The 24,036-nt window shown below is 49.1% G+C and carries 19 protein-coding genes and 3 tRNA genes; 1 reads left to right on the forward strand and 21 read right to left on the reverse strand.

Annotated features, from left to right (window positions below):
- Positions 1 to 12: 12 nt before the first annotated feature.
- The 8 genes from WFJ73_RS08735 to WFJ73_RS08770 form a co-directional block, all read right to left on the reverse strand.
- Positions 13 to 624, reverse strand: a complete 612-nt coding sequence (locus tag WFJ73_RS08735) for a hypothetical protein (RefSeq protein WP_336772660.1) — start codon at positions 622 to 624, stop codon at positions 13 to 15.
- Positions 602 to 1,360, reverse strand: coding sequence for a hypothetical protein (locus tag WFJ73_RS08740; RefSeq protein ID WP_336772661.1), 759 nt, complete (start codon positions 1,358 to 1,360; stop codon positions 602 to 604). Before WFJ73_RS08740 ends, WFJ73_RS08735 begins: the two co-directional genes overlap by 23 nt.
- A 202-nt stretch (positions 1,361 to 1,562) precedes the next feature.
- Positions 1,563 to 2,957 (reverse strand): DUF3427 domain-containing protein, encoded by a 1,395-nt coding sequence (locus tag WFJ73_RS08745; RefSeq protein ID WP_336772662.1) that lies wholly within the window; start codon positions 2,955 to 2,957, stop codon positions 1,563 to 1,565.
- 209 nt (positions 2,958 to 3,166) lie between these two features.
- Positions 3,167 to 4,111: a tyrosine-type recombinase/integrase gene (locus WFJ73_RS08750; RefSeq protein ID WP_336772663.1), complete on the reverse strand. Its 945-nt coding sequence runs from the start codon at positions 4,109 to 4,111 to the stop codon at positions 3,167 to 3,169.
- A 144-nt stretch (positions 4,112 to 4,255) separates the two neighbouring features.
- A tRNA-Leu gene (locus tag WFJ73_RS08755) sits at positions 4,256 to 4,344 on the reverse strand.
- A 21-nt stretch (positions 4,345 to 4,365) separates the two neighbouring features.
- Positions 4,366 to 4,442: transfer RNA gene (locus WFJ73_RS08760), tRNA-Ile, on the reverse strand.
- 36 nt (positions 4,443 to 4,478) lie between these two features.
- Positions 4,479 to 4,555: transfer RNA gene (locus WFJ73_RS08765), tRNA-Met, on the reverse strand.
- Between the two features lie 152 nt (positions 4,556 to 4,707).
- Positions 4,708 to 4,872, reverse strand: coding sequence for a hypothetical protein (locus WFJ73_RS08770; protein ID WP_015845421.1), 165 nt, complete (start codon positions 4,870 to 4,872; stop codon positions 4,708 to 4,710).
- A 184-nt stretch (positions 4,873 to 5,056) separates the two neighbouring features.
- On the opposite strand from WFJ73_RS08770, the gene WFJ73_RS08775 reads away from it, so the two are divergent.
- On the forward strand, positions 5,057 to 5,569 hold the full coding sequence (locus tag WFJ73_RS08775; RefSeq protein ID WP_336772664.1) for a 2'-5' RNA ligase family protein: 513 nt from the start codon (positions 5,057 to 5,059) through the stop codon (positions 5,567 to 5,569).
- A gap of 100 nt (positions 5,570 to 5,669) precedes the next feature.
- Here WFJ73_RS08775 and WFJ73_RS08780 read toward each other — a convergent pair whose 3' ends face one another.
- The 13 genes from WFJ73_RS08780 to pyrR all read right to left on the reverse strand — a co-directional run bounded on the left by WFJ73_RS08780 (position 5,670) and on the right by pyrR (position 23,610).
- Complete coding sequence (locus tag WFJ73_RS08780; RefSeq protein ID WP_336772665.1) at positions 5,670 to 7,214, reverse strand: ABC transporter substrate-binding protein; 1,545 nt, start codon at positions 7,212 to 7,214, stop codon at positions 5,670 to 5,672.
- 7 nt (positions 7,215 to 7,221) lie between these two features.
- Positions 7,222 to 8,106 (reverse strand): ABC transporter ATP-binding protein, encoded by an 885-nt coding sequence (locus WFJ73_RS08785; RefSeq protein ID WP_251651605.1) that lies wholly within the window; start codon positions 8,104 to 8,106, stop codon positions 7,222 to 7,224.
- 5 nt (positions 8,107 to 8,111) lie between these two features.
- Positions 8,112 to 11,015: an ABC transporter permease gene (locus WFJ73_RS08790; protein ID WP_336772666.1), complete on the reverse strand. Its 2,904-nt coding sequence runs from the start codon at positions 11,013 to 11,015 to the stop codon at positions 8,112 to 8,114.
- A gap of 1 nt (position 11,016) precedes the next feature.
- Positions 11,017 to 12,093, reverse strand: coding sequence for an efflux RND transporter periplasmic adaptor subunit (locus WFJ73_RS08795; protein WP_127497689.1), 1,077 nt, complete (start codon positions 12,091 to 12,093; stop codon positions 11,017 to 11,019).
- A complete protein-coding gene (locus WFJ73_RS08800) occupies positions 12,059 to 12,790 on the reverse strand; it encodes an ABC transporter ATP-binding protein (RefSeq protein ID WP_336772667.1) in 732 nt (243 codons plus the stop codon). The genes WFJ73_RS08795 and WFJ73_RS08800 overlap by 35 nt, the downstream gene beginning before the upstream one ends.
- A gap of 175 nt (positions 12,791 to 12,965) precedes the next feature.
- Positions 12,966 to 14,693: a methyl-accepting chemotaxis protein gene (locus tag WFJ73_RS08805; protein WP_336772668.1), complete on the reverse strand. Its 1,728-nt coding sequence runs from the start codon at positions 14,691 to 14,693 to the stop codon at positions 12,966 to 12,968.
- Between the two features lie 177 nt (positions 14,694 to 14,870).
- Complete coding sequence (gene pyrE, locus WFJ73_RS08810; RefSeq protein WP_336772669.1) at positions 14,871 to 15,518, reverse strand: orotate phosphoribosyltransferase; 648 nt, start codon at positions 15,516 to 15,518, stop codon at positions 14,871 to 14,873.
- A gap of 3 nt (positions 15,519 to 15,521) precedes the next feature.
- Entirely contained in the window at positions 15,522 to 16,247 is a 726-nt protein-coding gene (gene pyrF, locus WFJ73_RS08815; RefSeq protein WP_336772670.1) for an orotidine-5'-phosphate decarboxylase, read from the reverse strand.
- 130 nt (positions 16,248 to 16,377) lie between these two features.
- Complete coding sequence (gene carB / locus WFJ73_RS08820) at positions 16,378 to 19,596, reverse strand: carbamoyl-phosphate synthase large subunit (RefSeq protein WP_336772671.1); 3,219 nt, start codon at positions 19,594 to 19,596, stop codon at positions 16,378 to 16,380.
- The gene (locus WFJ73_RS08825) at positions 19,583 to 20,728 is read right to left on the reverse strand and encodes a carbamoyl phosphate synthase small subunit (RefSeq protein ID WP_336772672.1); all 1,146 of its coding nucleotides are present in this window, start codon (positions 20,726 to 20,728) and stop codon (positions 19,583 to 19,585) included. Before WFJ73_RS08825 ends, carB begins: the two co-directional genes overlap by 14 nt.
- A 35-nt stretch (positions 20,729 to 20,763) precedes the next feature.
- Positions 20,764 to 22,056: a dihydroorotase gene (locus tag WFJ73_RS08830; protein WP_336772673.1), complete on the reverse strand. Its 1,293-nt coding sequence runs from the start codon at positions 22,054 to 22,056 to the stop codon at positions 20,764 to 20,766.
- A 31-nt stretch (positions 22,057 to 22,087) separates the two neighbouring features.
- Positions 22,088 to 22,993, reverse strand: coding sequence for an aspartate carbamoyltransferase catalytic subunit (locus tag WFJ73_RS08835; RefSeq protein ID WP_336773088.1), 906 nt, complete (start codon positions 22,991 to 22,993; stop codon positions 22,088 to 22,090).
- Positions 22,990 to 23,610 (reverse strand): bifunctional pyr operon transcriptional regulator/uracil phosphoribosyltransferase PyrR, encoded by a 621-nt coding sequence (gene pyrR, locus WFJ73_RS08840; RefSeq protein ID WP_336772674.1) that lies wholly within the window; start codon positions 23,608 to 23,610, stop codon positions 22,990 to 22,992. The genes WFJ73_RS08835 and pyrR overlap by 4 nt, the downstream gene beginning before the upstream one ends.
- Positions 23,611 to 24,036 lie beyond the last annotated feature (426 nt).

Raw genomic sequence — 24,036 nt, forward strand, 5'->3', positions numbered from 1 at the left:
TCCTCCACTAGGTTATAGTTCTAAATATTCTGGCTTTATTGCTTCATAATATTTCTCAGTTAACTTGTCAATTTGTGTTTTTTTATTGTCTATTTCAATTTTCAACATTTTCCCCAATTCAGAACTTCTATAACGAAGATATACATCCATCATCGCTTTATATTTGATTTCCTGCTCTTGTAATTGGACACTTTCTTCGAAGGGACGAGCATAAAAATAAGTGAATAGATTATGAACCCTTTCCGTTTTACTATTATCAACAAATAGTAGTATTCTTCTCTCACCTATGTATTTTCGATTCCTGGTAGAATGTTGTTGCTTTAGCAATGCAATATAATGAATTTGGTTGAACGTGTTGTTTTCAGTAATTTCAAGAAACTTGTTAAGCTTAAGATTGCCACCATTATATATATGCTTACTGGCTTTTATGACATTTACATTCATAGCTAATAATAAGGAGTCATGAACTATTTCTATATGCACTTCAGCGCACTCTTCATCCAATTCAAATGTACTGAACACAAACGAGTAATTGTCTAAATTTTTGTAACCATACCAAGGGAAAAGTTTAAATTTTACTATGTCATATTTTGAATAATAATTATTTTGGTTCGGAAACCCCAACGTTACTCCTCCCCTCTACAGCTGAAGAGGCAATTATTTGTTCTAGTTTTAACATAATCTGATTTATATTTGAAGCTGCAAGATCAATTTCCTTTTTAAGTTTATATAGTTCCTCTGTAACATTCGATTCAAATGGCAGGACTTCTTCATTTTCAATTGTTGTCTCATTATGAACTAGATTAAGAACTGCTCTCTTAGCAATCTGGTCAGCCTTCTTATAATAGAAACATTTCTTTGCATGTCCTAAGTACCTTACACTGTAATTTATTTTAGAGTATTTCTCTCTTAAATGTTCTATTTCCGTAATGATTTCCTCCGCTTTGATACTGTAAGATTCTTTGGTTATTAACGTTTTAGACAGCAAACGTCTTATTTCAATATAGTCACTATATATGAATATCCTTTTAATTTTTTTGAGATTAAATACGTTCTCTTCAAATAATTCGTTTAGTATTGAAAGTGCATATACAATTGAAACCAATTCAGCATAAGTTGAGTCAATTGCTGTTGTTTCAATTCTCTCAGCATTAGACCTAAAGATTACTGAACCTTGTCCGACAATACTAACACCTACACCAATAGAATGTTTTGATCGATTAAGACTAGCATCGCAATATACCATTATTGTATTCTGTTGTTGACGTAATTGGTTTATAGCAGAATGTTCACTTGTTAAGTATGTTTCAATCATTTCGTTTAACTCGTTGTTAGCCTCAATGTTTTTTTGTCCCTTCATACTTCTTTCACCCCATTATAAAATATAGTAAAAAAGTTATTGACAATACACTTTTCAAAAGGTTATACTAAGTATAAGATGTAATACTTATATATATTATTCAGTTGAAAATATACCATACTATTTAACAATAAACAAGAGGGAATATCTCTTTGATCTTGTCTTACATTAAGTCATCTCTCAAAAATAAAGCCAATCTCTATTAAAAGAGATTGGCTTTATTTTTATTAAATTGAAGTATTTCCTTCAATTCTTGAATAGAATATGCTGGCTTACGTCTGTGAAGCATTGCATGACAATTCGGACATACTGGTCGTAAATCCTCTACTGCATCTATTTCATATTCTTGTTTAATCTCATAAAGTGGATGCAAGTGATGTACGTGAATAAATTCTTTTCCCACTTCACCGTAGTATTTATAAAAATTGAATCCACAAACACGACAATCATATCCATGATGCTCTATGCATTTCTTTCTAGCAATAGGATTCCTTTCGTATATGTTAACATACACCTGTTTAACAGCACCTTCAATAAGCTTTTCAGGCTCACTTACTTCCTCTGCCAAAATCTCAGGGTGATTCTCTTGTGGGTCGTTAAACTGCCAAACAATATTTACAGGAGAAGTATCATAATAATGTTTTGCTTTACCCTGACCAATATAAACAAATTTCGGGTCATTACTATCTTCTCTAGCAAAGATATATACCTTTCCTTCAGGATTTATTAGAGCGTCAATGGAGTCATGAGATAATTTTGAACTTGTTTTTCCGTACCAAATCAAGTCATTACCATCAAACCTATTAGGGTAATCATGTCCTGTTCTACCTGCTGTGCCAATATTAGCAAAAACATAAGAATCATTTTTGAACCTGGTATATCCAGTATCCCAGTTACCGCCCTGTTTGTCTGCTGGAACATTCATGATTCTATATACATCTTTCCGAGAGTAATATTCTCCAACTTTAAATGGCATCTTGTTTAAAGACAAAGAGTTAAAATTTACACCTTGAACAATATAATTATGTTCTTTTAAGCGTTCAAAAGCTGTTTTGCGCTCTTTTTCTGTAAATAAGTTACTGTACTGTGGAAGAAGAACGCTGGCTTCAATAGTCAAATCGAGCCTATTAGCAGCCCAAAGACGATCAAATCCAGTTGTAGCAGTATTTCTTGCAAGAAATTCCTTTGCCACACTTACAGCCCCACGCTGACTTACCATTTGAATAAAAACTCTAGCATTGTATCCACACTCAGTTCTAGCGGTGTTATATGCATCTATAACAGTCTTGTGGAAGCTTGAGATAGCTTCATTTTCACTAGTTTGAAAATTATTAATATACAGTTCATCAATAACTATAAAACCCAATTTCTTTAAAAAAGAATTAGATTCTACCCCACCTGAAAATTCTTGTGGTTGAAGTTCTACCCCATTAGCAAATTTATTTGCGAGCGATAGTACATATTTCGGTGGATAGTGTTTATCAAAGTAGATCAGAACATATTTGGTTGATAGCCTTTCATAAGGAACTCCAGATCTATCAATCATCTCAATAGCCATCAGGATATGATCAACCGTTATATTTTTTGGTATTGGCATGTATTATCTCCCCCTATATAGCTGACACAGGATGAATTTACCACATCAAATATGTATAGATCAACAAAAAATGGTATCCAACTAACTAAGCCCTCTCAGTACAGTTGTATGCCATCTTAATGTATTATCTCCTACTCTATCACCCCAGTGTATATTGAAGCGTACAACCCTATCCAACAGGCTTTAATCAAGTATACACGACCTGGTACTTATCGCTTCAATTTCCCAACTCGTTTATTATCAGGCATTAACCTATTTACTGGAGATGCTTTAATATGTTCGTTCTTCAGATCATTGGACGTTAAAGCTACATATCGTTTAGTCATAGCTAGATCAGAATGACCTAAGGTTTTTTGTAAAGACAGTGCATTTGCTCCATTACGGATATATTCAAGAGCAAAAGTATGCCTCAAATCATACGGTCTAATATGTGTTCCGATTTCCGCACTATACTTTTCTAGTCTGTCTCCCCAAGTATGTCGATTCAATGCTTTCCCCTCATTCGTACAGAAAATCGGTACATTTTCATCCCACTCCTCTGGACGTACAAAAATAAGTTGCTTGATCGCTCTAACTGTAGGAATAGATATGGGTAGCGTCCTAGAGACTCTAGTCTTTGCATTTTTAGAGGTAATATAAATTTCACATGAACTGGCATTGAAATCAGGAATAACTAATGATAACGCTTCTTTCGGTCTAATTCCACAATCCAAAGTTAAAAGGATTAATGCGTAATCTCGCAACCCTGTAAAGGTTTGTTTGTCAGGCTGCTCTAATAACTTAATCAGAGTTTGCTCATCGATATTGACTATACGACCTTCATCTTTTCTTTTTTTCAGTGTTTTTATTGGATTAGCTTCAATGATCTCTTCTTCAACACACCAATTAAAGAATGTTCTTAAATACACTAAGCGATTATTGTATGTACAAGGTTTTATTTCCTCTTGACCCAAATAGTCAAACAGATTACTTTTCAGCTTATCGATACTGTTGAACGAGTCATCATATCGTCTAAAAAATAATCTTACTTGCCCCTCATAATCCTTATAAGTTTGTTGACTAATCCCTTGTGCTTTCTTCCAAAACAAAAATTGTTCCAAAGCTTCAGTCCATGAACGATTCAAGTCTTGTTTAATTTTAGTTATTCTTGACAACGAAAAAACCCCTCTCCAGACTTGTTTTTAGCAAGCACTGAAAAGGAGTTTATCAATGGTTCTTGGTGTTTAAGCAACACCCAGAACCAAGCTTTTAGCGGTTATGTAAGATTGCAGATTATAAGAGCTAAACCCTTATAAAAATGGTGCCGAGGACGGGAATCGAACCCGTACGGTGGTCACCCACCGCAGGATTTTAAGTCCTGTGCGTCTGCCAGTTCCGCCACCCCGGCATTTTGTCATGATGCTTCAAATGGTGGGCCCTGAGGGACTCGAACCCACGACCAATCGGTTATGAGCCGACCGCTCTAACCAACTGAGCTAAGGGCCCTCGATAAACGTCGGAATCACGTTTCAGTCGAGTGGTTGGTTGCGGGGGCAGGATTTGAACCTGCGGCCTTCGGGTTATGAGCCCGACGAGCTACCGAGCTGCTCCACCCCGCGATATCCATTTGTTAAAGTCATCAAATTGAAATGGCGACATGGATTAATATACTATACTCCTATATGCAGAGTCAAGCATTTATTTCTCATCGAGGAAAAAAAATGAACTTTTTTTTATTTGAGCATATCGCTGTGCCCTCCACAACATATGATTAAACTAGAAAGCGTACGCCGTAACGCCCTTTTCTCGACCGAAAAACCTCGATCTCTTGCGGGCATTCGTAGCCATAGACCCACCAATCATTTTCCATTCTTCTTACAAGACAGCCAGCCTGAAATTTGGTTTCGTATAGCCGCACCCAATATATCCATTTCATAACGGATCCCTCCTCGAGATATATATTGCCCAAATTCGGTGAAATCAAGCAAATCGGGTATAATCAAAATATCAAGCGACAGCGCAGTCTTCAAGAGGAGCAGCTTACGTTTCGCGAGTGAGAAATATGCACAGGATAATGATAACCTATACTTTCTTATATTCGAATAAAGGAGCTGATGAGTATGCTTTACGGTATTGCGGTTTTCCCTTCACAAGCTGTACAGGAATTCGCCAACAGCTGGCGTATTCGACACGATCCGCATTATTCGATCATTCCGCCGCATATGACGGTCCGGGACAAGGAAGAGCTCTCCGATGCGCAATTACCGGCTATTACCGAGCATTTGGAAGCCGTTGCTTCACAAACAAAGCCGTTTCAAGTCCGGTTCAATCGCGTTTCTTCCTTTTATCCCGCAAGTCATGTTCTGTATTTGGCACTGGAGGATCCAACGCCCATGATCCGGCTCCATGAAACCGTCTGCAGCGGGCCGCTTCATGTTCCGGCACCAAACTTCGTCTATACCCCTCACGTGACGATCGGGCAAAATATGCCTCCTGATGAGCTCCACGATCTTTACGGCAATCTCCGGATGTCTGCCGTCGATCTGACCTCGACGATTGACCAGCTGCATCTTCTGCGCAAGACGGCAAGCGGCGTATGGCATATCGATAAGAGCTTTGATCTGCAAGGATAAGGTAAGGAGTATGAATGCTCCAATGCCTTTTGTTTTATAGGAACAAAAAAAGTGGCTGTGCCAGAGCTAATCTGGCACAGCCACTTTTCTGTATTAAATATTAACCTGCCGGTACGGCTTCTACGGCCGTGTCGTCAAGCGGTCTCACGATTGGACCGCCGCCTCCGACGCCTTCACCGGCACCGCCGTTCGGATTCGTTTTAAGCTTCTCGAGGACGGCATTTCCTTTTGTCTCCCATTCCTGGAGCGCCTCCTTCGCCGATATATCCCCTTTGATGACCTTTTGGAACAATTCATATCCAGGAGATTGCGCTTCCCAGATGCCCGGTTTCTCGCGCTGCAGCTTCTCCGTATCGGTAGATTGCGGAGGAATAGGCTTCAGCGTCGTGAACGCATTGATGTTGTAATTCATTCCGTCTTTCGGTTTCAGGAATTCCTTGCGCGCAACCAGCTCATACGAGCTGCGCGATTTCAGCTCTGCCCAATCCTTGCTGTTTGTAAACTGCACGAAATCCCAAGCGTCGTCTGGGTTTTGCGCTTTCGCGTTGATCCCCATCAGCTGGCTGAAGTAAATATTGCCACCGATGCCCGGTTTAGAAGTTTGAGTCGGCATCGTAACAACATCCCAGTCGAAAGGCGTAAAGTTCTTAATCTTCGAAGCATTGTTCATAGCGTTGCTGATCTCATTCACGTAGCCGTATTCCGCGATTGTCATCGCGACTTTTCCGTTCAGGAACATATCGCTGCCAAGCGGATTGTAAGCGCCTGGATCGTCTGTCGAAATTTTAGTCTGCCAAGCGCTCATATCTTCTTGGCTAGGAGAAATTTTTTGCTTGTAGAGATTAGCCACCGCATTCCATGCGGATTCCCATTGCTCGTTGTTTACAAGCATTTTCTCGCCTTTGTCATCCCACATCTTCAGCTGCAATGGAGCCGCATACGTTTGAACATCGCTGAAGCCGTCGCCTGCCCAACGGTTAATGGAGAGGCCAAACTTGCGGTCCGCTCCTTCGCCGGTAGCTACGCGCGATGCCAAGTTGATGACTTCATCCCATGTCATGTTGTCCGTTGGAACATCGATGCCTTGATCAGCGAACAATTTCTTGTTGTAGTACAAGGCCGAAGAGCTGAATGTAGGCGTCAAAGCATAAATATTGCCGCTGTCGTCAGCCGATTTGATGCCGTCGATAACGGTTGGCACATAGTCGGTCAGGTCAAATTTGCTCTTCTGGATAAGCGGATCCAGCTGCTGGAGCAGATTGTCTTGAATGAGGCGGCGCAGCATGCTGTAATCCAGAATAACCACGTCAACTGGATTGTCGCCGGTCAGCATTTCTTTCATTTTCGCGAACGGATCGGGCTGTTTTACGACGCCGTTTGGATCCGGCGTATCATATCGTTGATCGTTGTAATCGATCGCGCTCACGATTTCGAAATCGATGTTCTTGTGCATCATTTCATACGTATCGGTATATTGCTGACGGACATACGACTCGTTATCCGTGCCTCCGTACAATACGCCTAGGCGAAGCACATGCTTCTCAGCCGTGCTCTCGGAGCCTTTGCTGCAGGCTGCAAGCAGCGACGTTGTCATAATTAGCGATAAGGACAAAAAAGTAACTTTAGACGCCCATTTCCTCTTCATTCGGTTTCTAACCCCCCAGTGATTTCGGCGGTGTAATAATAATCCGCTCGCCGTCAAATTCCATCGATGCCTTGTCTTTAATGTTTAGTGCGCTCAAATATTCTTTTGGTACCTGCAGTCGGCCGACACGATCCACGACAACATAAGCCTCATGAACGGCTTGAAGCCCCTTCTCCTCCTGCTGCTCCTCACCTCCACCGGGAATCATATTCGGATTGCGTTTCAGAAATTCCGTGCTCGTTAATCCGTCGCGGATGGCTACGACACGGTCCACCTTGCCGGCAAGAGTAAGATCGTGGGTAACGATCACAATCGTTACTCCAAGCTCTTTGTTGAGCTTTCGGAATATCCCCATAATGAGATCCGACGTTGCTGTATCTACGGAACCGGTAGGTTCATCGGCAAGCAAAAGCTTGGGACGGTTGCACAGCGAAATGGCGATAGCTACACGCTGCTGTTCACCGCCTGAGAGCTGATGCAGCTTGTTATGCATCCTCTCTTTAAGACCAACCCATTCAAGCAGCTGCTTCGCGTACGCGCGGTCGACCTTGCCGGATAGCATCATCGGCATTTCGACGTTTTCCAGAGCCGTCAGATACGGCAGCAGGTTGCGGGCATTATTTTGCCAGATGAAGCCGACGGTTTCGCGCTTGTATTTCACGAGATCGTCTTCGGAAATTTTGAGCAAATCCCATGGCCCGACATGGACGGATCCGGCGGAAGGGCGGTCAAGCCCGCCCAATATATTCAGCAAGGTCGATTTGCCGCTGCCGCTGTTTCCGATGATAGCCATAAGTTCTCCGTCTTCGACCTTCAGGTTCAGGCCTTGCAGGGCGACGACCTCCAGATCGTCGCTTTTGTAAATTTTGACGAGTCCTTCGCAAGTAATCATGTTGTTTACCGCTCCTCTCCCATTTTGACTGCTTGATGTACACGCAGTCTGCGGATATGCAGGAAGAGCAGCACCGCTCCCGTCACCATCATAAATCCAACAACCGCGTAAAGCTGGTTCGTATCCTTGGAGTCGAAGACGACCCGGAAAGGCGGAACCGTATCCGCCACATTCTCTGCGGTCTGCAGGAACGGCAGGAAGATAAGACTCGTAACTTTGCCGATCAGAATCCCTAATCCGATAGAGAGCCCCGCCGTAAATAGCTGCTCAAGGAGAAGCATGCCGGTCAGCTGTCTTCTGGAGAGCCCCATAGCCCTCAGTACTCCGAATTGAACGACCCGGCCGGATAGATTAAAGAACCAGTACAGCACGTATCCGGTCAGGGTAACAATGACGGATACAAGGAAGCCGAGACTAAGAATCCCGAATACGCCGCCTCTTGTCGGTAACTTCGACTGGGTAATCAGCTCCGAGCGTACATCCTTGATATTGGCGATATCGATGCCTGCCTTCTGCAGCTCCTCCACGATTGGCGCCACCTTCGCATCTGGCTTCATCTTAAGCCATACCTCGTAAGGCATCATCGGCAGCTGGTCATAAATATAATCCAGATTCGTAATAACAAACGGCGATTGATCCGGATATTGCGTCGGCCAGTATGGTAGAATGCCTACCACAACGAAATCCAGCATGCCTTCCGAGAAGCCTACCGAGATCAGATCTCCCGGCTTAAGCTGGTATTTCTCTGCTACATTAGACGGAATAAGAGCCGCTTGCTCATACATGCCTAAGTAATTCAAATAATTGTAAGGATGGATCGGGAACAAATCGCTGCGGAACCAGGCGACCTTCGCAAAGTCCACGTTATCAATCCCCATAATACTGCCTTGACCGATTGACCGGCCGGATACAACCACATTGCCTTTGGTCTGGAGCACGCGGGCAGCTGCCTCAACGCCTTCCAGCTTGCGGAAGATTTCAAACGGCGGTTCATTGTACAGAATTCGGGTTGGTACCGGCTGCTGGCCGCCACCACCACCGCCTCCGCCGCCGTTACCTCCTCCACCTCCGCCGGATCCGCCGCCGTTTCCACCGCCGCTGCCGCCATTGCCGTTATTACCGCCGCTTGGACGCACCACCTCGACTGTGCCTTCCCATACCGTCTGGACGGTAACATCCGTACCGTATTTGTACAACGTGCGTTCGGTTGAGTTAAGATCGATAGTCCGTGCTGCAGATGCGTTGTATACGCCAAGACCAAGCGTCAGAATAAGCAAAATCATAAGCGGATAATAGCCTTTAGACGAGCGTGACAGCTGTGTCAGCGTCAAATAAAGCGGTACCGGAAGGAACTTGCGTCCCAGCCAGTTAAACAGCTTCAGCAACCACGGGAACAACCTCAGGCAGACGAGGCCAAGCGCAAAAATGGATAATGCCGGAACAAAGAACAAGAACGGTTGAACGTTTAGCTGGTCGGTTGTCATGCCGGTCTGGAAGGACAACATCTGGCGTTCGTTAAACATATACCAGCCGTATCCTGCCACTCCCAGCAGTACGACATCGAGGAACCAACGCTGCCATAACGGGCCTCGGTCCGAACGGGCCAGCTCTCTCTTGTAGCTGACTATGGAGGAGCGTGCATAGATAACCGCCGGAATAACGGTAGACAGAACCGCCAGCAAGACAGCCGCTGCTCCGGCAATCATCGCTTCGGTCGAGAAGCCTACCGGGATCGACTTCCGGTTAACGAAGGACAGGAAGCCGTCCGCGGAGCCTATGCTTTTTGCCATAAACCAGCCTATAAACGGTCCCGCCACAATAGCCAGACTGCCAAGCAGCAGACCCTCGAGCAAATAAATCCATATAATCTGCCTTGTTCCCGCTCCCCTGCTTCGCAGAACGGCTATATCGCTTCGCTGCTTGTCGAGCGATTGGCGGGCGTTCATCGCTATAAAGTAAAACACCATCGCCAGCATCGGAGCTGCAAGCGTGAAGAGAAGCGTCTGGAGCTGCAAGCTTTGCTTCTTGAATTCCGTCAGCGTGGAAGCGAAGGAAATTTCCACTTTCGCGCCTTTGAGCTTCTGGTACAAATCGATGTTGAGACGATCAAGCGTCCGTCCTAGAGGCGACAGCTCGCTCGTCTTGATCTGCGACAGATCAAACGCGTAATACCAGCTTGCGTTGTTAATCGGGATTCCCGCTTTCTGAATAAGCGATCCCATAAACTCGTCTTCGCTGATCTGCAGCGTATTCATCATGCCTTCCAGACCCTGGTACCAGTATGGATCGGTCTGGTTAAGCGGCTTTACAACGCCGACAATCTTAACGCGAAGGGTCATATCCATTCCGCCGTATACGGGATACTCGAGAATATCGCCGACATGGAGATCGTTGCGGTACATCCCTTCCTCCAGCATGACCGCTTCGAGAACGTCATCTTCGCCTTCGGTATTTTTGAACCATCTGCCCTGCGTGATTTCGGTTTTCGCTTCGAGATCCGCCATCGTCATAATCGTCATTTGACGAATACGACTTGCATCAACTTTCGTTGGATCCTCCGGTACAACCTCGGCGCCCCGGATCGAATAGCTGGACAGCTTCGTCTGATAAGGGAAGCCGATAAGGCCCGGAACGTCCTCTTTTATGAAGCGTTCCATCTCCTTTAATGCCGCAGGATCCGTCTTCTCGCCACCCGGCACCTGATAGCGCATTAACAGCGAGCCTGCGGGGAGGCCGTCGCTTTTCTCCTGCAGCGACTGGGCAACGACGCGCTTTAACGCGCCGTCCGCGTACATCGGAATACTCGTTGCGAAAGCAACGGCCATAATAAGACCGGCTAAAGTGCTTAACGTCAACCAGCGGGTATTCCACATTTTGCGGAACAGAAATCGGAATAATGGAATCCCCATGCTATTTACCTACAACTTTCTGGCCTGGCGTAAGTCCTTTAATAATTTCGATCTGCGTTGCCGTTTGCTGGCCAACCTCGACGTCCACCTCCCGCTTCCCTTCCGCGTCTACGACCTGGACATAAGTTCTGGAGCCGATCGTGCGAAGGGTGGATGGCGGAATAACGACGACGTTTTCCTTCCTTTTCGTAATAACGTTAATGGATAATGGCGTACCGCGGCCAATCGTTTTAGGCAAATCCTTCACGGAGATAATCATAAAATCTTCCGGACGTTCTCTCTCCGGCTGCTGGCCACCGCCGCCTCCGTTGCCTCCACCGTTGTTCGAATCGGATGAGGTTACCGGGAGCGCTTTAACCGTCCCCTTGAATTGTCCGGCATTGTTGATATCAACAACGACTGGCATGCCTACAGCAATCTTGGCTTGTTCGTCCTTTGTCAGCTTGGCTGCCGGAACAAGCAGGCTTGTATCCGCAATTACCGCAATCGGGTCATACGCTTTGATCAGATCGCCCTTTTGCACATTCAGCGTAACAACCGTCCCGCTAAACGGAGCCGTCAGAACCGCGCGGCTGATCTGCTCCTCCAAGTCTGCGAGCGCTTGCTTCTTCTCCTCGAAAGCAATGGACTTCTCCTCGAATTCAATCGGATCCATCTCGTCCTTGCCTTGAAGCGCTTCTTTCATCGCCGTCTCTTCTCTCCGGAACGCCAGCTTCTGGTTTCGAAGATCCTTCTGCATCAGCTCGACGTCCAGCACGCCAATCGTCTGGCCCGCTTTTACCTGATCGCCGGCTTTAATGTTCAGCTCCTTCAGACGCATACCGTCAAGCGTAAAATAAAGCGTCTCTTCCTGCTGCGAGATCATCTTCCCGATAACCTGCACCTTTGTCTCCAATGTAGCCGTCGTCACTTCGTATTCCGGCTTCTTCGAGATTTGAGGCGGTGCGATGGACGGCAGCACCTCCTCTTCCGGTTCATCGGGCAGCAAGGAGCAGCCGCTGGTCATCAAGACCGAAGCCGCAATCATTACAGCCGCAGAACGCTTATATAAATTTCCCGTCCACCATTTCATAGACATGATCGGCAACCTCCAAAATTGTAGGATCGTGTGTTGTCATGCAAATCGTAACCTGTTCCGTGCGAATAATATTTTGAAAGACCGCCATAATCTGCGCGGACATGTTCGAATCGAGCTCGGCGGTTGGTTCATCCGCCAACAGGAGAATAGGCTTGTGCGCGATAGCCTTCGCTATTGCCACGCGCTGCTGCTCGCCCCCGGACAGCTCGAACGGACGGTGATGCATCCTTTTCTCGAGGCCTACCAGCTCGAGGCAATAGGCGACCCTTTCCTTCCACTCGGACCGGGGAGTACCAGCCATCCGGAGCGAGAGCTCCACGTTCTCCCAAGCCGAAAGCAAAGGCATTAAAGCAAACGCCTGAAAAATAAATCCCATTTCCTTGCGTCGGATCAACGTACGCTCGGTGTCGTTTAATTTATGAAAGGGCTTGCCGTTAAACCAGATCTCGCCTTTGCTAGGCGTATCCAATCCTCCGAGGCAATTCAGCAGCGTTGTCTTCCCGGAGCCCGAACGGCCCCGGAGCATAACAAGCTGACCCGGTTTCAGTTCCATATGAAGTCCCTTCAGAACGCGCAGCGGCGCTCCTCCGGCCTGAAATGTCCTTTCTACATCTACAACCGACAGCAACGTGCTGTTATGTAATTCGTTGCCTTGCTGCCCTCCATCTTGTCGTTCTTCCTCGTCTGTTGCCGCCATGAACGGATGCGATACCTCCCCTAGTTCTCTTTCATAATTCTCATCTTAATCGTTAGACGTAGCGGGTTCAGAAAAAGTTCCAAACGGAAGAAAAATCTTCAAAAAATAAAATAGGCATCGTACATATTGCCGTCATACCGGACATATGCACAATGCCTGTTGCTGCTTGTTTACATTAATTCACTTTAAAATAGTTCACTTCCCGGTTAAGCTCGCGGGCGACCCCGTCCAATTGGCTTGCAGCGGATGCAATGCTCTCCATGAGGGCAAGCTGCTCTTCCGTTGCCGCGGCGACGCTCTCCGTACGCTCTAAGTTAGCCGCAGCCGATGACGCCGCTTGGTCCATCGAAGCATTAACCTCCTCGGAGCTCGCCGACATCTGCTCGGTAATGGCCGAATTCTCCTGCAGCTGCCCGGTCATCGTATCAATGGCTGCCACAATGACGGTCAAGCTATTCCGGAGCTCCTCCACGCGATTGTTGCCGCGCTGTACTTCCTCCAACGTCCGGGCCATATAACCGGAAGCTCCCGCGATCTCGCCTCTTATCTCGGCTACCAGCTGATGAATGCTATCGGCCGACTCCAAGGAGCTTGCCGCCAGTTTGCGGATCTCGCCGGCAACAACGGCGAAGCCGCGGCCTTGCTCGCCCGCTCTTGCCGCTTCAATGGAGGCGTTCAGCGATAAAATATTCGTCTGATTCGCAAAGGCGGTAATATTCTCCGCAATCGATCCGATCTGCTGGGATCGCTGCTCCAATGTCTCGATCATGCCAGCGAGTTGACCGATAACCTCTTTAATCTCGCCCATCTGTTCAACAAGGCGCCCAAGCGCCTCCTGCCCTTGACCCGCTTCAACCGCCGTTGCTGCCGATTGCTCGGCCGAAGCGGACGTATTTTCGGCTAAGCGCTGAATGCCGATAGCCATTTCGTCAATTGCCTTCGCCGTTTCTTCCGCGCTGCGCGCCTGCACTTCCGTACCGCTTGTTACCTCTTGAATATTCGCCGCTACATGCTGCGAGGCAGTCGAGGATTCCTGCGACACAATGTTCAGCTGGCTCGTGGAATCAGCTACATGCTTGGCATTTGATGAAATAGACGTGATAAGCCGTTTCAGTACACCAATCATTTCGTCGACAGAACGCAAGCTGTCGCCAAGCTCATCCTTGCTGTATTTGACGTTTCGTTCCGAAGTCAAATCGCCTTCCGCTACCAGCTTTGTTCTTGTTTTTACGGCGGATACCGTCTTCATCACGCTGCGGATCAAGACGTAAATAAGAGCCGCCAGCAAAAGGGTAGCAATCGCCATGCCGATGTAATTGCCCGTTTTCGTTGATGCCAGCTGCTCCTTGCTGTCCGCGATTTGCTGCTTGGCATAGCTGTCCAGCAAATTAAATATATCGTCCAGACTTGTCCGTGCCTTCTCGTATTTCTCATGAATCTCCGCATCACTGGCAGCAGCGGTACCGGATTGAATCTTGCCGCTGACAAAGGACGCCCACGCGCTGAAGTCGGCATCAAAATCCTGAATCAATTGTCCAATGGTTGTGCTCCCGTCATCGCTCTGAAGCTCAAGCAGCTTATTTGCCTCGAATATTGCCTTTGCCTCATTCACGCGGTCTTCCGCTTCTTTTAGATTTTGGGAAAACACATCGTTCCAGACCTTTTTATCCTTTTCTTTTAATTCACCTAAGGCCAAATATTGATATGCGGAATAGGCTTGATACAGATCGCGGTCCGCATTCAAGATAAGCGATGTGGAACGGGCAGACACGCCGTATACTTCATCAGCCATCGTCTTGTTCACCTTTTCCAGCTCCGTAAGCGAATAGATCCCCGAGAAGACATAGAAAACAAGCGGTAATACCCCGATCAAAGCCATTTTCCACCTTAAGTTAAATCTCATCTGCACGACTCCCCATTTCAGCAATGTTAAATTAAACGACCTACTAAGATATCGGCAAATGAAAGAATGTTCGCAATAAAGGACGCAAACATTTCGCAAAATTTTATGTCGAATCGCTGAAAACAAAAAAGAGCAAATCCCGCGTCGGGACTTGCTCTTCATTAGAACGTTAAGCTTTTATTTGCCGAAAGCTTCCGGATTCGCGCGCCATGCCTGCAGCGTTGCGATATCCTCGCTTTGCACTTTACCGATTTCTACTGCCGCTTCAATCAGAGCGCTGTAGTTGGACAGCGTTTCAAGCGGCATATTTTCCGCCGCGAATGCGTTCGAGGCTTTCTCGAACTGGTAAGTGAAGATTGCCAGAACGGACAATACTTCAGCGCCCGCCTCGCGAACCGCCAGGCCGGCTTTAAGCGAGCTGCCGCCAGTCGAGATGAGGTCCTCGATCACGACAACCTTTTGACCAGGGTTGATTCTGCCTTCGATTTGGTTTTGCTTGCCGTGGCCTTTTGCTTTATCGCGGATGTAAGCCATAGGAAGGTTAAGCTTTTGAGCCACCCAAGCCGCATGCGGGATGCCGGCAGTGGAAGTTCCTGCGATTACTTCTGCATCCGGATAACGCTCGCGGATTACGGTAGCGAAACCTTCCGCGATCATGTCTCGAATCTCAGGATAAGTCATAGTCAGACGGTTATCGCAGTAGATTGGCGATTTCAAACCGGAAGTCCACGTAAATGGATCATTCGGGCGAAGCGCCACCGCTTCGATCTCCAGCAGTTTTGTTGCGATTGCGCGCGGCAATTCCGTTAAGGTTACATTCGTCATGGCTTAGATCAGCTCCTCGATAATAGATTCCAATGCTTCACGCGGGCTAGCCGCTGCCGTAATCGGACGTCCGATTACCATATAGTCCGTTCCTTGCTGCAAGGCTTCGCGAGGCGTCATGATGCGGGACTGGTCGTTAGTTGCCGCCCAAGTTGGACGGATGCCAGGCGTTACGGTCTGGAATTCCGTGCCGCATGCAGCCTTAATGACTTCCACTTCAAGCGGTGATGCCACAACGCCGCTCAGGCCAGCGCGTTTCGCCAGCTCGGCATAACGGACGACCGCCTGTTCCACCGTGCCCGCGATACCTATCTCTTCGTTTAATACTTGTACGTTGGTGCTGGTCAACTGCGTTACAGCTATGATAGCCGGTCTTGCTTGTCCGCTCGCAAGTGCGGCTTCTGCGCCTTCCACAGCCGCCTCCATCATCGCCGCGCCGCCGGCAGCATGCACGTTAAACATGTCTACGCCAAGCTTAGTTACGCTGTTCGAGCCGCCTTTTACCGTATTCGGAATGTCGTGCATCTTCACGTCCAGAAAAACGCGGTAGCCGCGTTTCTTCAATTCTTCCACGAACGACGGACCCGCCGCGTAAAAGAGCTGCATGCCAACTTTCATATAACACGGGATGCCTTCCAGCTCGCCGAGCAAGCGCTCGGCCGAAGCCGCATCCGCATAATCAAGGGCAACCATGACTTTGCCTGCCGCTTGTTCTCTTGTTAAACTCATCGCAATCAAAGTCTCCTTTCGCTTCTAAGGCCGAAATAAACGGCCATCCGCCGGCCTCGTCGGCAGAAGCCTGTTTAGAAGCTTCTGCCGAGGAAAGCAACCGGCGCTGGCCGTGCTATCATGTATTCAATTACTTCTGCAGCACCGGCATCGGACGCGAGGAGAAGTTGATCGACTCGAGCATACGCAGCAATGCGCGTACGGTATCAAGCGATGTCATACATACAACGCCGTTCTCTACCGCTTCGCGGCGGATACGGAAGCCGTCACGCTCAGGCGTTTTACCCTTTGTCAAGGTATTAACAACGAATTGCGCTTCGCCTTCGCGAATCAGATCAAGGATATTTGGAGAACCTTCGCTCAGCTTGTTCACGCGTCTTACACGCATGCCCGTAGCTTCAAGCGTATCGGCGGTTCCGCCTGTTGCGATAATTTTGTAGCCCAGATCGTAGAAGCCGCGGAGCAGTTCGGTCGCTTCTTCTTTATCTTTGTCTGCTACAGTTGCAACGATCGCACCGGACATTGGAATTTTCATTCCTGCGCCAATGAGGCCTTTGTACAAAGCTTTCGCGTAGTTCTCGTCGCGGCCCATAACTTCACCCGTCGATTTCATCTCCGGAGTCAGGGTAGGGTCAACGCGGCGCAGCTTCGCGAAGGAGAATACCGGCACTTTAACCGATACGTAGCTGTCTTCGCGCCACAGGCCGTCTACATAACCGAGATCAGCCAGCTTTGTGCCCAGGATTGCTTTTGTTGCCAGGTTCGCCATCGGCAGATCCGTTACTTTGCTCAGGAACGGTACCGTACGGGACGAACGCGGGTTAACTTCGATTACGTATACTTTTTCGTTGTGGATAACGAATTGGATATTTACAAGGCCAACCACTTTTAGTGCTTTAGCGATTTTGATCGTGATGTCCACGATTTGGTTCTTGATGTCGTCCGACAGCGATTGCGGAGGATACACCGCGATCGAGTCGCCGGAGTGGACGCCCGCGCGCTCGATATGCTCCATGATACCAGGGATCAGAACAGTCTCGCCGTCGCAGATCGCGTCAACCTCAGCTTCTTTGCCCAGCATGTAACGGTCGATCAGAACCGGGTGCTCCGGATTGATTTTTACCGCTACTTCCATGTAGCTCAGGAGCTCTTCGTCGGAGTATACGATTTCCATCGCACGGCCGCCAAGTACGTAGGACGGACGAACGAGAACCGGATAGCCGAGTTTTTGCGCGGTTTCTACCGCTTGGTCAACCGAAGTGACCGTGCTGCCTTCAGGCTGAGCAATGCTCAGGTCGCGGAGCAGCTTCTCGAATTTCTTGCGGTCTTCCGCAGTGTCGATGCTCTCAAGGCTCGAGCCCAGGATGCGCACGCCGGCTTTCGTAAGCGGAGCAGCCAGGTTGATTGCCGTTTGGCCGCCGAACTGAACAATTACGCCGATCGGCTTCTCTTGCTCGATAACGTTCATTACGTCTTCGAAGAACAATGGCTCGAAGTACAGGCGGTCCGAAGTACTGAAGTCCGTCGATACCGTCTCCGGGTTATTGTTGATGATAACCGCTTCGTAGCCGGCTTTTTGAATCGCCCATACCGCGTGTACCGTCGAGTAGTCGAACTCGATGCCTTGACCGATACGGATTGGACCGGAGCCAAGCACGAGTACTTTCTCTTTCGACGATGCCGTTACTTCGTTCTCTGTTTCGTAAGTCGAGTAGTAGTAAGGCGTCGAAGCTTCGAATTCAGCCGCGCAAGTATCTACCATTTTGTACACTGGCGTGAAGCCAAGCTCTTTACGGAACGCGCGAATATCATGCTCGTTGGTATGGCTGCCGTTCGGGAAGCCTTCCTTGCGGATTTCCGCGATCGAACGGTCGGAGAAGCCTTTGCGTTTCGCTTCGTACAGCGTTTCGCGGGACAAAGCAACCTCGCGGCGGATTTGATCCTCGAATTCAACGATGCCTTGGATCTTATCCAGGAACCACCAGTCGATCTTCGTCATGTCTTGAATGTCCTGCAGCTTGTAACCGCGGCGGAATGCTTCCGCTACGAGGAACATGCGCTCGTCGTCCGGCTTAGCTAGGCGTGTCTGCAGTACGGCGTCATCCAGCGTTGCCGCTTCTTTCAGATGAATGCGGTGTGTGCCGATTTCCAGGGAACGAACCGCTTTATGCATCGATTCCTCGAAAGTACGGCCGATTGCCATAACTTCGCCTGTTGCTTTCATCTGCGTGCCAAGCTTACGGTTCGCGTTAACGAACTTGTCGAAAGGCCAGCGCGGGATTTTCGATACGATATAGTCAAGGGTAGGCTCAAACATAGCGTATGTTTGACCGGTAACCGGGTTAACGATCTCATCAAGCGTGTAGCCTACAGCGATCTTTGCTGCCATCTTCGCAATCGGGTAGCCCGTTGCTTTCGATGCCAGTGCCGACGAGCGGCTTACGCGCGGGTTAACTTCGATAACGTAGTATTGGAAGCTATGCGGATCAAGCGCGAACTGTACGTTACAGCCGCCCTCGATGTTCAGGGCGCGAATGATTTTCAGCGAAGCCGAACGGAGCATTTGATACTCGCGGTCAGACAGCGTTTGGGATGGTGCTACGACGATACTATCGCCAGTATGAACGCCCACCGGATCGAAGTTTTCCATGTTGCAGACTACGATACAGTTGTTGTTCGCGTCGCGCATAACTTCGTATTCGACTTCTTTCATGCCGGCAATCGATTTCTCGATCAAGCATTGGCTGATCGGGCTGTAACGGATACCCGATGCAACGGTCTCGCGAAGCTCTTCTTCGTTCGCGCAAATACCGCCGCCTGTACCGCCCAGCGTGTAGGCCGGACGAACGATGATCGGATAACCGATTTCGTTCGCGAAGTTCACGGCATCTTCTACCGTCGTAACGATAACACTTTCAGGTACCGGCTGTTCCAGCTCGCGCATGAGGTCGCGGAACAGGTCGCGGTCTTCCGCTTTCTCGATAGCAGTCAGCTGCGTACCAAGCAGCTTCACGCCTTCCGCTTCCAATACGCCGGCGCGCGCCAGTTCAACGGCCATGTTCAGGCCGGTCTGACCGCCAAGTGTTGGCAGGAGCCCGTCCGGACGCTCTTGGCGGATGATTTGGGATACGAAATCAAGCGTAATCGGCTCGATGTAGACTTTATCAGCCATGTTTGTATCCGTCATGATGGTTGCAGGGTTGCTGTTGATCAGAACGACTTCATAGCCTTCTTCTTTCAGCGCTTGGCAGGCTTGCGTGCCGGCATAGTCGAATTCCGCCGCTTGTCCGATGACAATCGGGCCGGAGCCGATTACGAGAATCTTTTTGAGTTCATTATTTTTGGGCATATTGAAGTTCTCCTTTCAACGTTGCCGCCAGCACAGCTTGACGAGGTTTTTGCGGGTTGTTCTGCTTATGTTCGCGGATCATGTCCAGGAATTCATCGAACAGGTAGCTGGAATCAAACGGGCCTGGCGCGGCTTCCGGATGGTATTGCACCGAGAATGCCGGGTATTTGTTATGTTTCAAACCTTCAATGGTCTTGTCATTGTTATTAATATGAGTAACGGAGAGTTCCGTGCTGTTGATCGAATCTTCGAGAACCGTGTAGCCATGGTTCTGCGAAGTTACGTAGCAGCGTCCGGTTGCCAGTTCTTTAACCGGATGATTGCCTCCGCGGTGGCCGAATTTAAGCCTTGTCGTATCCGCGCCGCAAGCCAGAGCGAACAGCTGATGACCAAGGCAGATGCCGAAAATCGGAATCTCGCCGAGCAGATCTTTGATCATTTGAACCGCGTAAGGAACGTCTTTCGGATCCCCAGGGCCGTTGGAGAGCTGAATGCCGTCCGGTGCCAATTTGCGAATCTCCTCCGCAGTTGTGTTATGAGGAACAACCACTACGTCGCAGCCGCGCTGCGTCAGCTCGCGGAGAATACCGCTCTTTGCTCCAAAGTCTACAAGCACGATGCGAGGACCAAAGCCCGGGCTGGAGAAGACCGACTTCGTGGATGTGCGGGCAACTTGATCCGTCATCAGCTGAATGCCGCCAAGACGTTCCTGAAGCTCTTCCACGCGTTCGGTGCCGGTTGTCAGAATGCCTTTCATTGTACCGTGCTGACGGAGAATACGAGTCAACATGCGAGTATCGATGCCTGTGATACCCGGAATGTTGTATTCCTTCAGCAGGTCGCCGAGCGAATATTGCGCGCGCCAGTTGCTTGGCACCGGTTCATAGCGGCGTACAACAAACCCGTGAATGCTTGGGCGGATCGACTCGAAGTCATCGCGCGAAATGCCGTAGTTGCCAATCAGCGGATAAGTCATCGATACGATTTGTCCACAGTAGGACGGATCGGACAATACTTCCTGGTACCCCGTAATCCCTGTATTAAAAACAACCTCTCCGAACGTTTGCGTTTCCGCGCCGAAAGATTGTCCGGTAAACAACGTTCCGTCTTCCAACAATAATCTTGCTTGCATCCGTATCACTCCTCATCAGGTCTTCGTATGTTCTATTAGTTAGCGGATTCGTTGTATACGATCTTGCCGTCAACGATTGTAGCCACTGGCCAGCCTTGCAGCTTCCATCCGCCAAATGGCGTGTTATTGCTCTTCGATGCGAATGCAGACGGATCTACCGCACGCTCGCTATCCAGATCGACGATAGTCAGGTCGGCAGGCGCTCCCGCTTCAATGCGGCCGGTAGGCAGGCCGAACACGCGGGCCGGGTCGGCTGTCATGCGGTCAAGCAGGAAGCCAAGCGTCCATTTGCCTGTTTGCACGAACTTCGTGTAGAGCAGCGGGAACGCTGTCTCGAAGCCCACGATGCCGAATGGCGCAAGCTGCATCCCGCGCGCTTTCTCTTCCGCGCTATGCGGTGCGTGGTCGGTAACGATCATGTCGATCGTGCCGTCCTCCAGCGCTTCGATAACCGCTTCTACGTCGCGTGGGGTGCGCAGCGGCGGGTTCATTTTCCAGTTCGAGTCAAAGCCCGGGATATCTTCGTCGGACAGAACCAGGTGATGCGGGCAAACCTCAGCCGTTACCCGTACGCCGATCTGCTTCGCAAGGCGGATCAGGCGAACCGATTGCTCGGTGCTGACATGACACACATGGTAGTGCGCGCCCGTTGCTTCGGAGAGAAGAACGTCGCGGCCGACATGGATGGCTTCCGATTCGTTCGGAATGCCTTTCAGCCCATGCTTGCGGGAGAAGGAGCCCTCGCTGACATACAAGCCTTCAACCAGCGTGTTGTCTTCGCAGTGCGCGATGATCGGCATATTCATCGATTGCGCCAGCGCCATCGCATCCTTCATCATTTGCGCGCTTTGTACGCCCACGCCGTCATCCGTGAAGCCGATTGCTCCCGCTTCCTTCAAAGCGGCGAAGTCTGTCAGTTCGCGGCCCAGCTGGTTTTGCGTGATGGCAGCGTAAGGAAGAACCTTTACAACGCCTTCCGCCGCATTTTTGTCCAAAATGTATTTCACCGTCTCAGCTGTATCTACCGAAGGGCGGGTATTCGGCATGCATGCGATTGTCGTAAAGCCGCCTTTTGCTGCCGATCTTGTGCCTGTCGCGATGTCTTCTTTATATTCGAAGCCCGGGTCGCGAAGGTGGACGTGCATATCGATGAAGCCCGCCGATACGAGCTTGCCTGCTGCGTCGATTACTTCCGCGGAGCCTGTGTCCGGTGCTGCCGAGCCGTCAACGATCTCCGCGATTTGTTCGCCTTCGAGGCGAATATGTTTCTTTTGCAAGCTTCCAGAAGCTTTATCCCATACGCTACCGTTAATAATCCATACTGACATTGTTTTGTTCACCTTCCGGAATTTATTCGTGTTAGCTCAGTGCCCGTTCTACAACCGCCATCCGAATCGGTACGCCGTTAGCCATTTGCGGGAATATGCGCGATTGCGGATGTTCCACCAGCTCATCGTCTATCTCAACGCCGCGGTTGATTGGAGCCGGATGCATGATGATGGCGTGCTCTGCGATCCGGCTTGCGCGCTCGACCGTCAAGCCGAACTGCTCGCGGTAAGCCTCTGCCGAGTTCAGCATGCCGCTCTCATGACGCTCGAGCTGTACCCGAAGCATCATAACGACGTCGGCTTTCAGCGCTTCATCCATTGTTACGTAAGGTACATCAAGCTCAGGCGCGGTCATGTTGCTTGGCGAGCAGAATTGAACCTTCGCGCCAAACTTACGGAGCGCCCACAGATTGGAGCGTGCTACGCGGCTGTGAAGAACGTCACCGATGATCGATACGGTCAGACCGTTCAGATTGCCGAAATGCTTGCGCATTGTATATAAGTCGAGCAGAGCCTGTGTCGGATGCTCGTTATTGCCGTCGCCTGCGTTAATAAGCGGCACTTGGATTTTTGTTGCCAGCTCGGCAAGAACGCCGATTGGCTTGAGACGGATAATCCCGACGTCGATACCCATCGATTCAAGCGTGCGGACCGTGTCGTAGATCGATTCGCCCTTCTGAACGCTGGATACGGCAGCCGAGAAGTTCAGCACTTCCGCTCCGAGGCGTTTCTCCGCTACTTCGAAGGAGAAGCGAGTTCTTGTGCTGTTCTCGAAGAACATGTTCGCCGCGAATTTACCCTGCATCACATTGTGCACTTTGCTCGCGTGCTGCTCCCAGTAAGCCGCGCGATCCAAAATCGATTCAATTTCTTCTTTGCTGAGATCTTTAAGTCCAAGCAAACTGCGTTGTTTAAGTTGTGTCATCGTCGTCATCAGACCTGCCCCCTCTGGTGTATGATCATGACTTGGTCCTTCAGATCGATTTCCGTTAACGAGACGTCAATTTGCTCTTGCTTGGAGGTCGGTACGTTTTTGCCTACGTAATCAGGCCGGATCGGGAGCTCTCTGTGTCCTCTGTCCACCAGGACAGCTAGCTGGATGCTTTCCGGTCTTCCGCAGTCCATCAGGGCATCCATTGCCGCACGGATCGTGCGTCCGGTAAAGAGAACATCGTCGCAAAGGATAACTTTCTTATCATGTGCGGAGAACTGCTCGCCATTCAGATCGCCGATTACCGCAGCCAGTTCCACGCGTATGTCCACAGATGCTGCTTTGCGGTCATCCCGGTAAGAGGTGATGTCGAGCTCTCGCACTTCAACCGGCTTGCCTTCGATATCCTGAATGCGATCCGCAATTCTTCTTGCCAAGTAAATCCCTCTTGTGCGAATGCCAATCAGAACACAGTTATCAATGCCTTTGTTCTTCTCCACGATCTCGTGCGCAATTCTCGTGAGTGCTCTTCGGATCGCTGTCTCGTCCATAATGACCAGATGCTCTTCTTCCACCGTTACCGCCTCCTTCGCTCTCGGATAATCAATCGCGCCTGTTGGCATGGAGACGAAAAAAGGCTCCTTGCCAACAACGCAAGGAGCCTGAGACCAGCCACACATAGAGGGTCGACTTAACCTCCGCTATCCCAGCAGGATACGGTTAGACTAAGGCCCTGTTCTAAGTGTGGCAGATCTGTTATTCACGCTACCTTGCCAGCCTCACGGGGCTGATTTAAAGGTACTGCCATATATCAAAGGAATTGTACCGCGCCCTGCAAAAGATGTCAAGGGGTGGTGGCAGTTAAACAGCAAACTACGCAATCGAATGTTCTTTCAACCGCCGTTGCTCGGGGATTCCTTTGAACAATTTAAAGTGATATCAATCCCAAGGGCAAAGGCGGGCTAAAAGCTTTCTGAAAGAAAGCTACTTCGGAAGCATAAACTACGCTTTTCAAGAATCATTCGAATAGCTCCGTTTGTATTTATCTA

It is taken from the genome of Paenibacillus sp. MMO-58 (genome assembly GCF_037146255.1).
Classification (GTDB): domain Bacteria; phylum Bacillota; class Bacilli; order Paenibacillales; family Paenibacillaceae; genus Pristimantibacillus.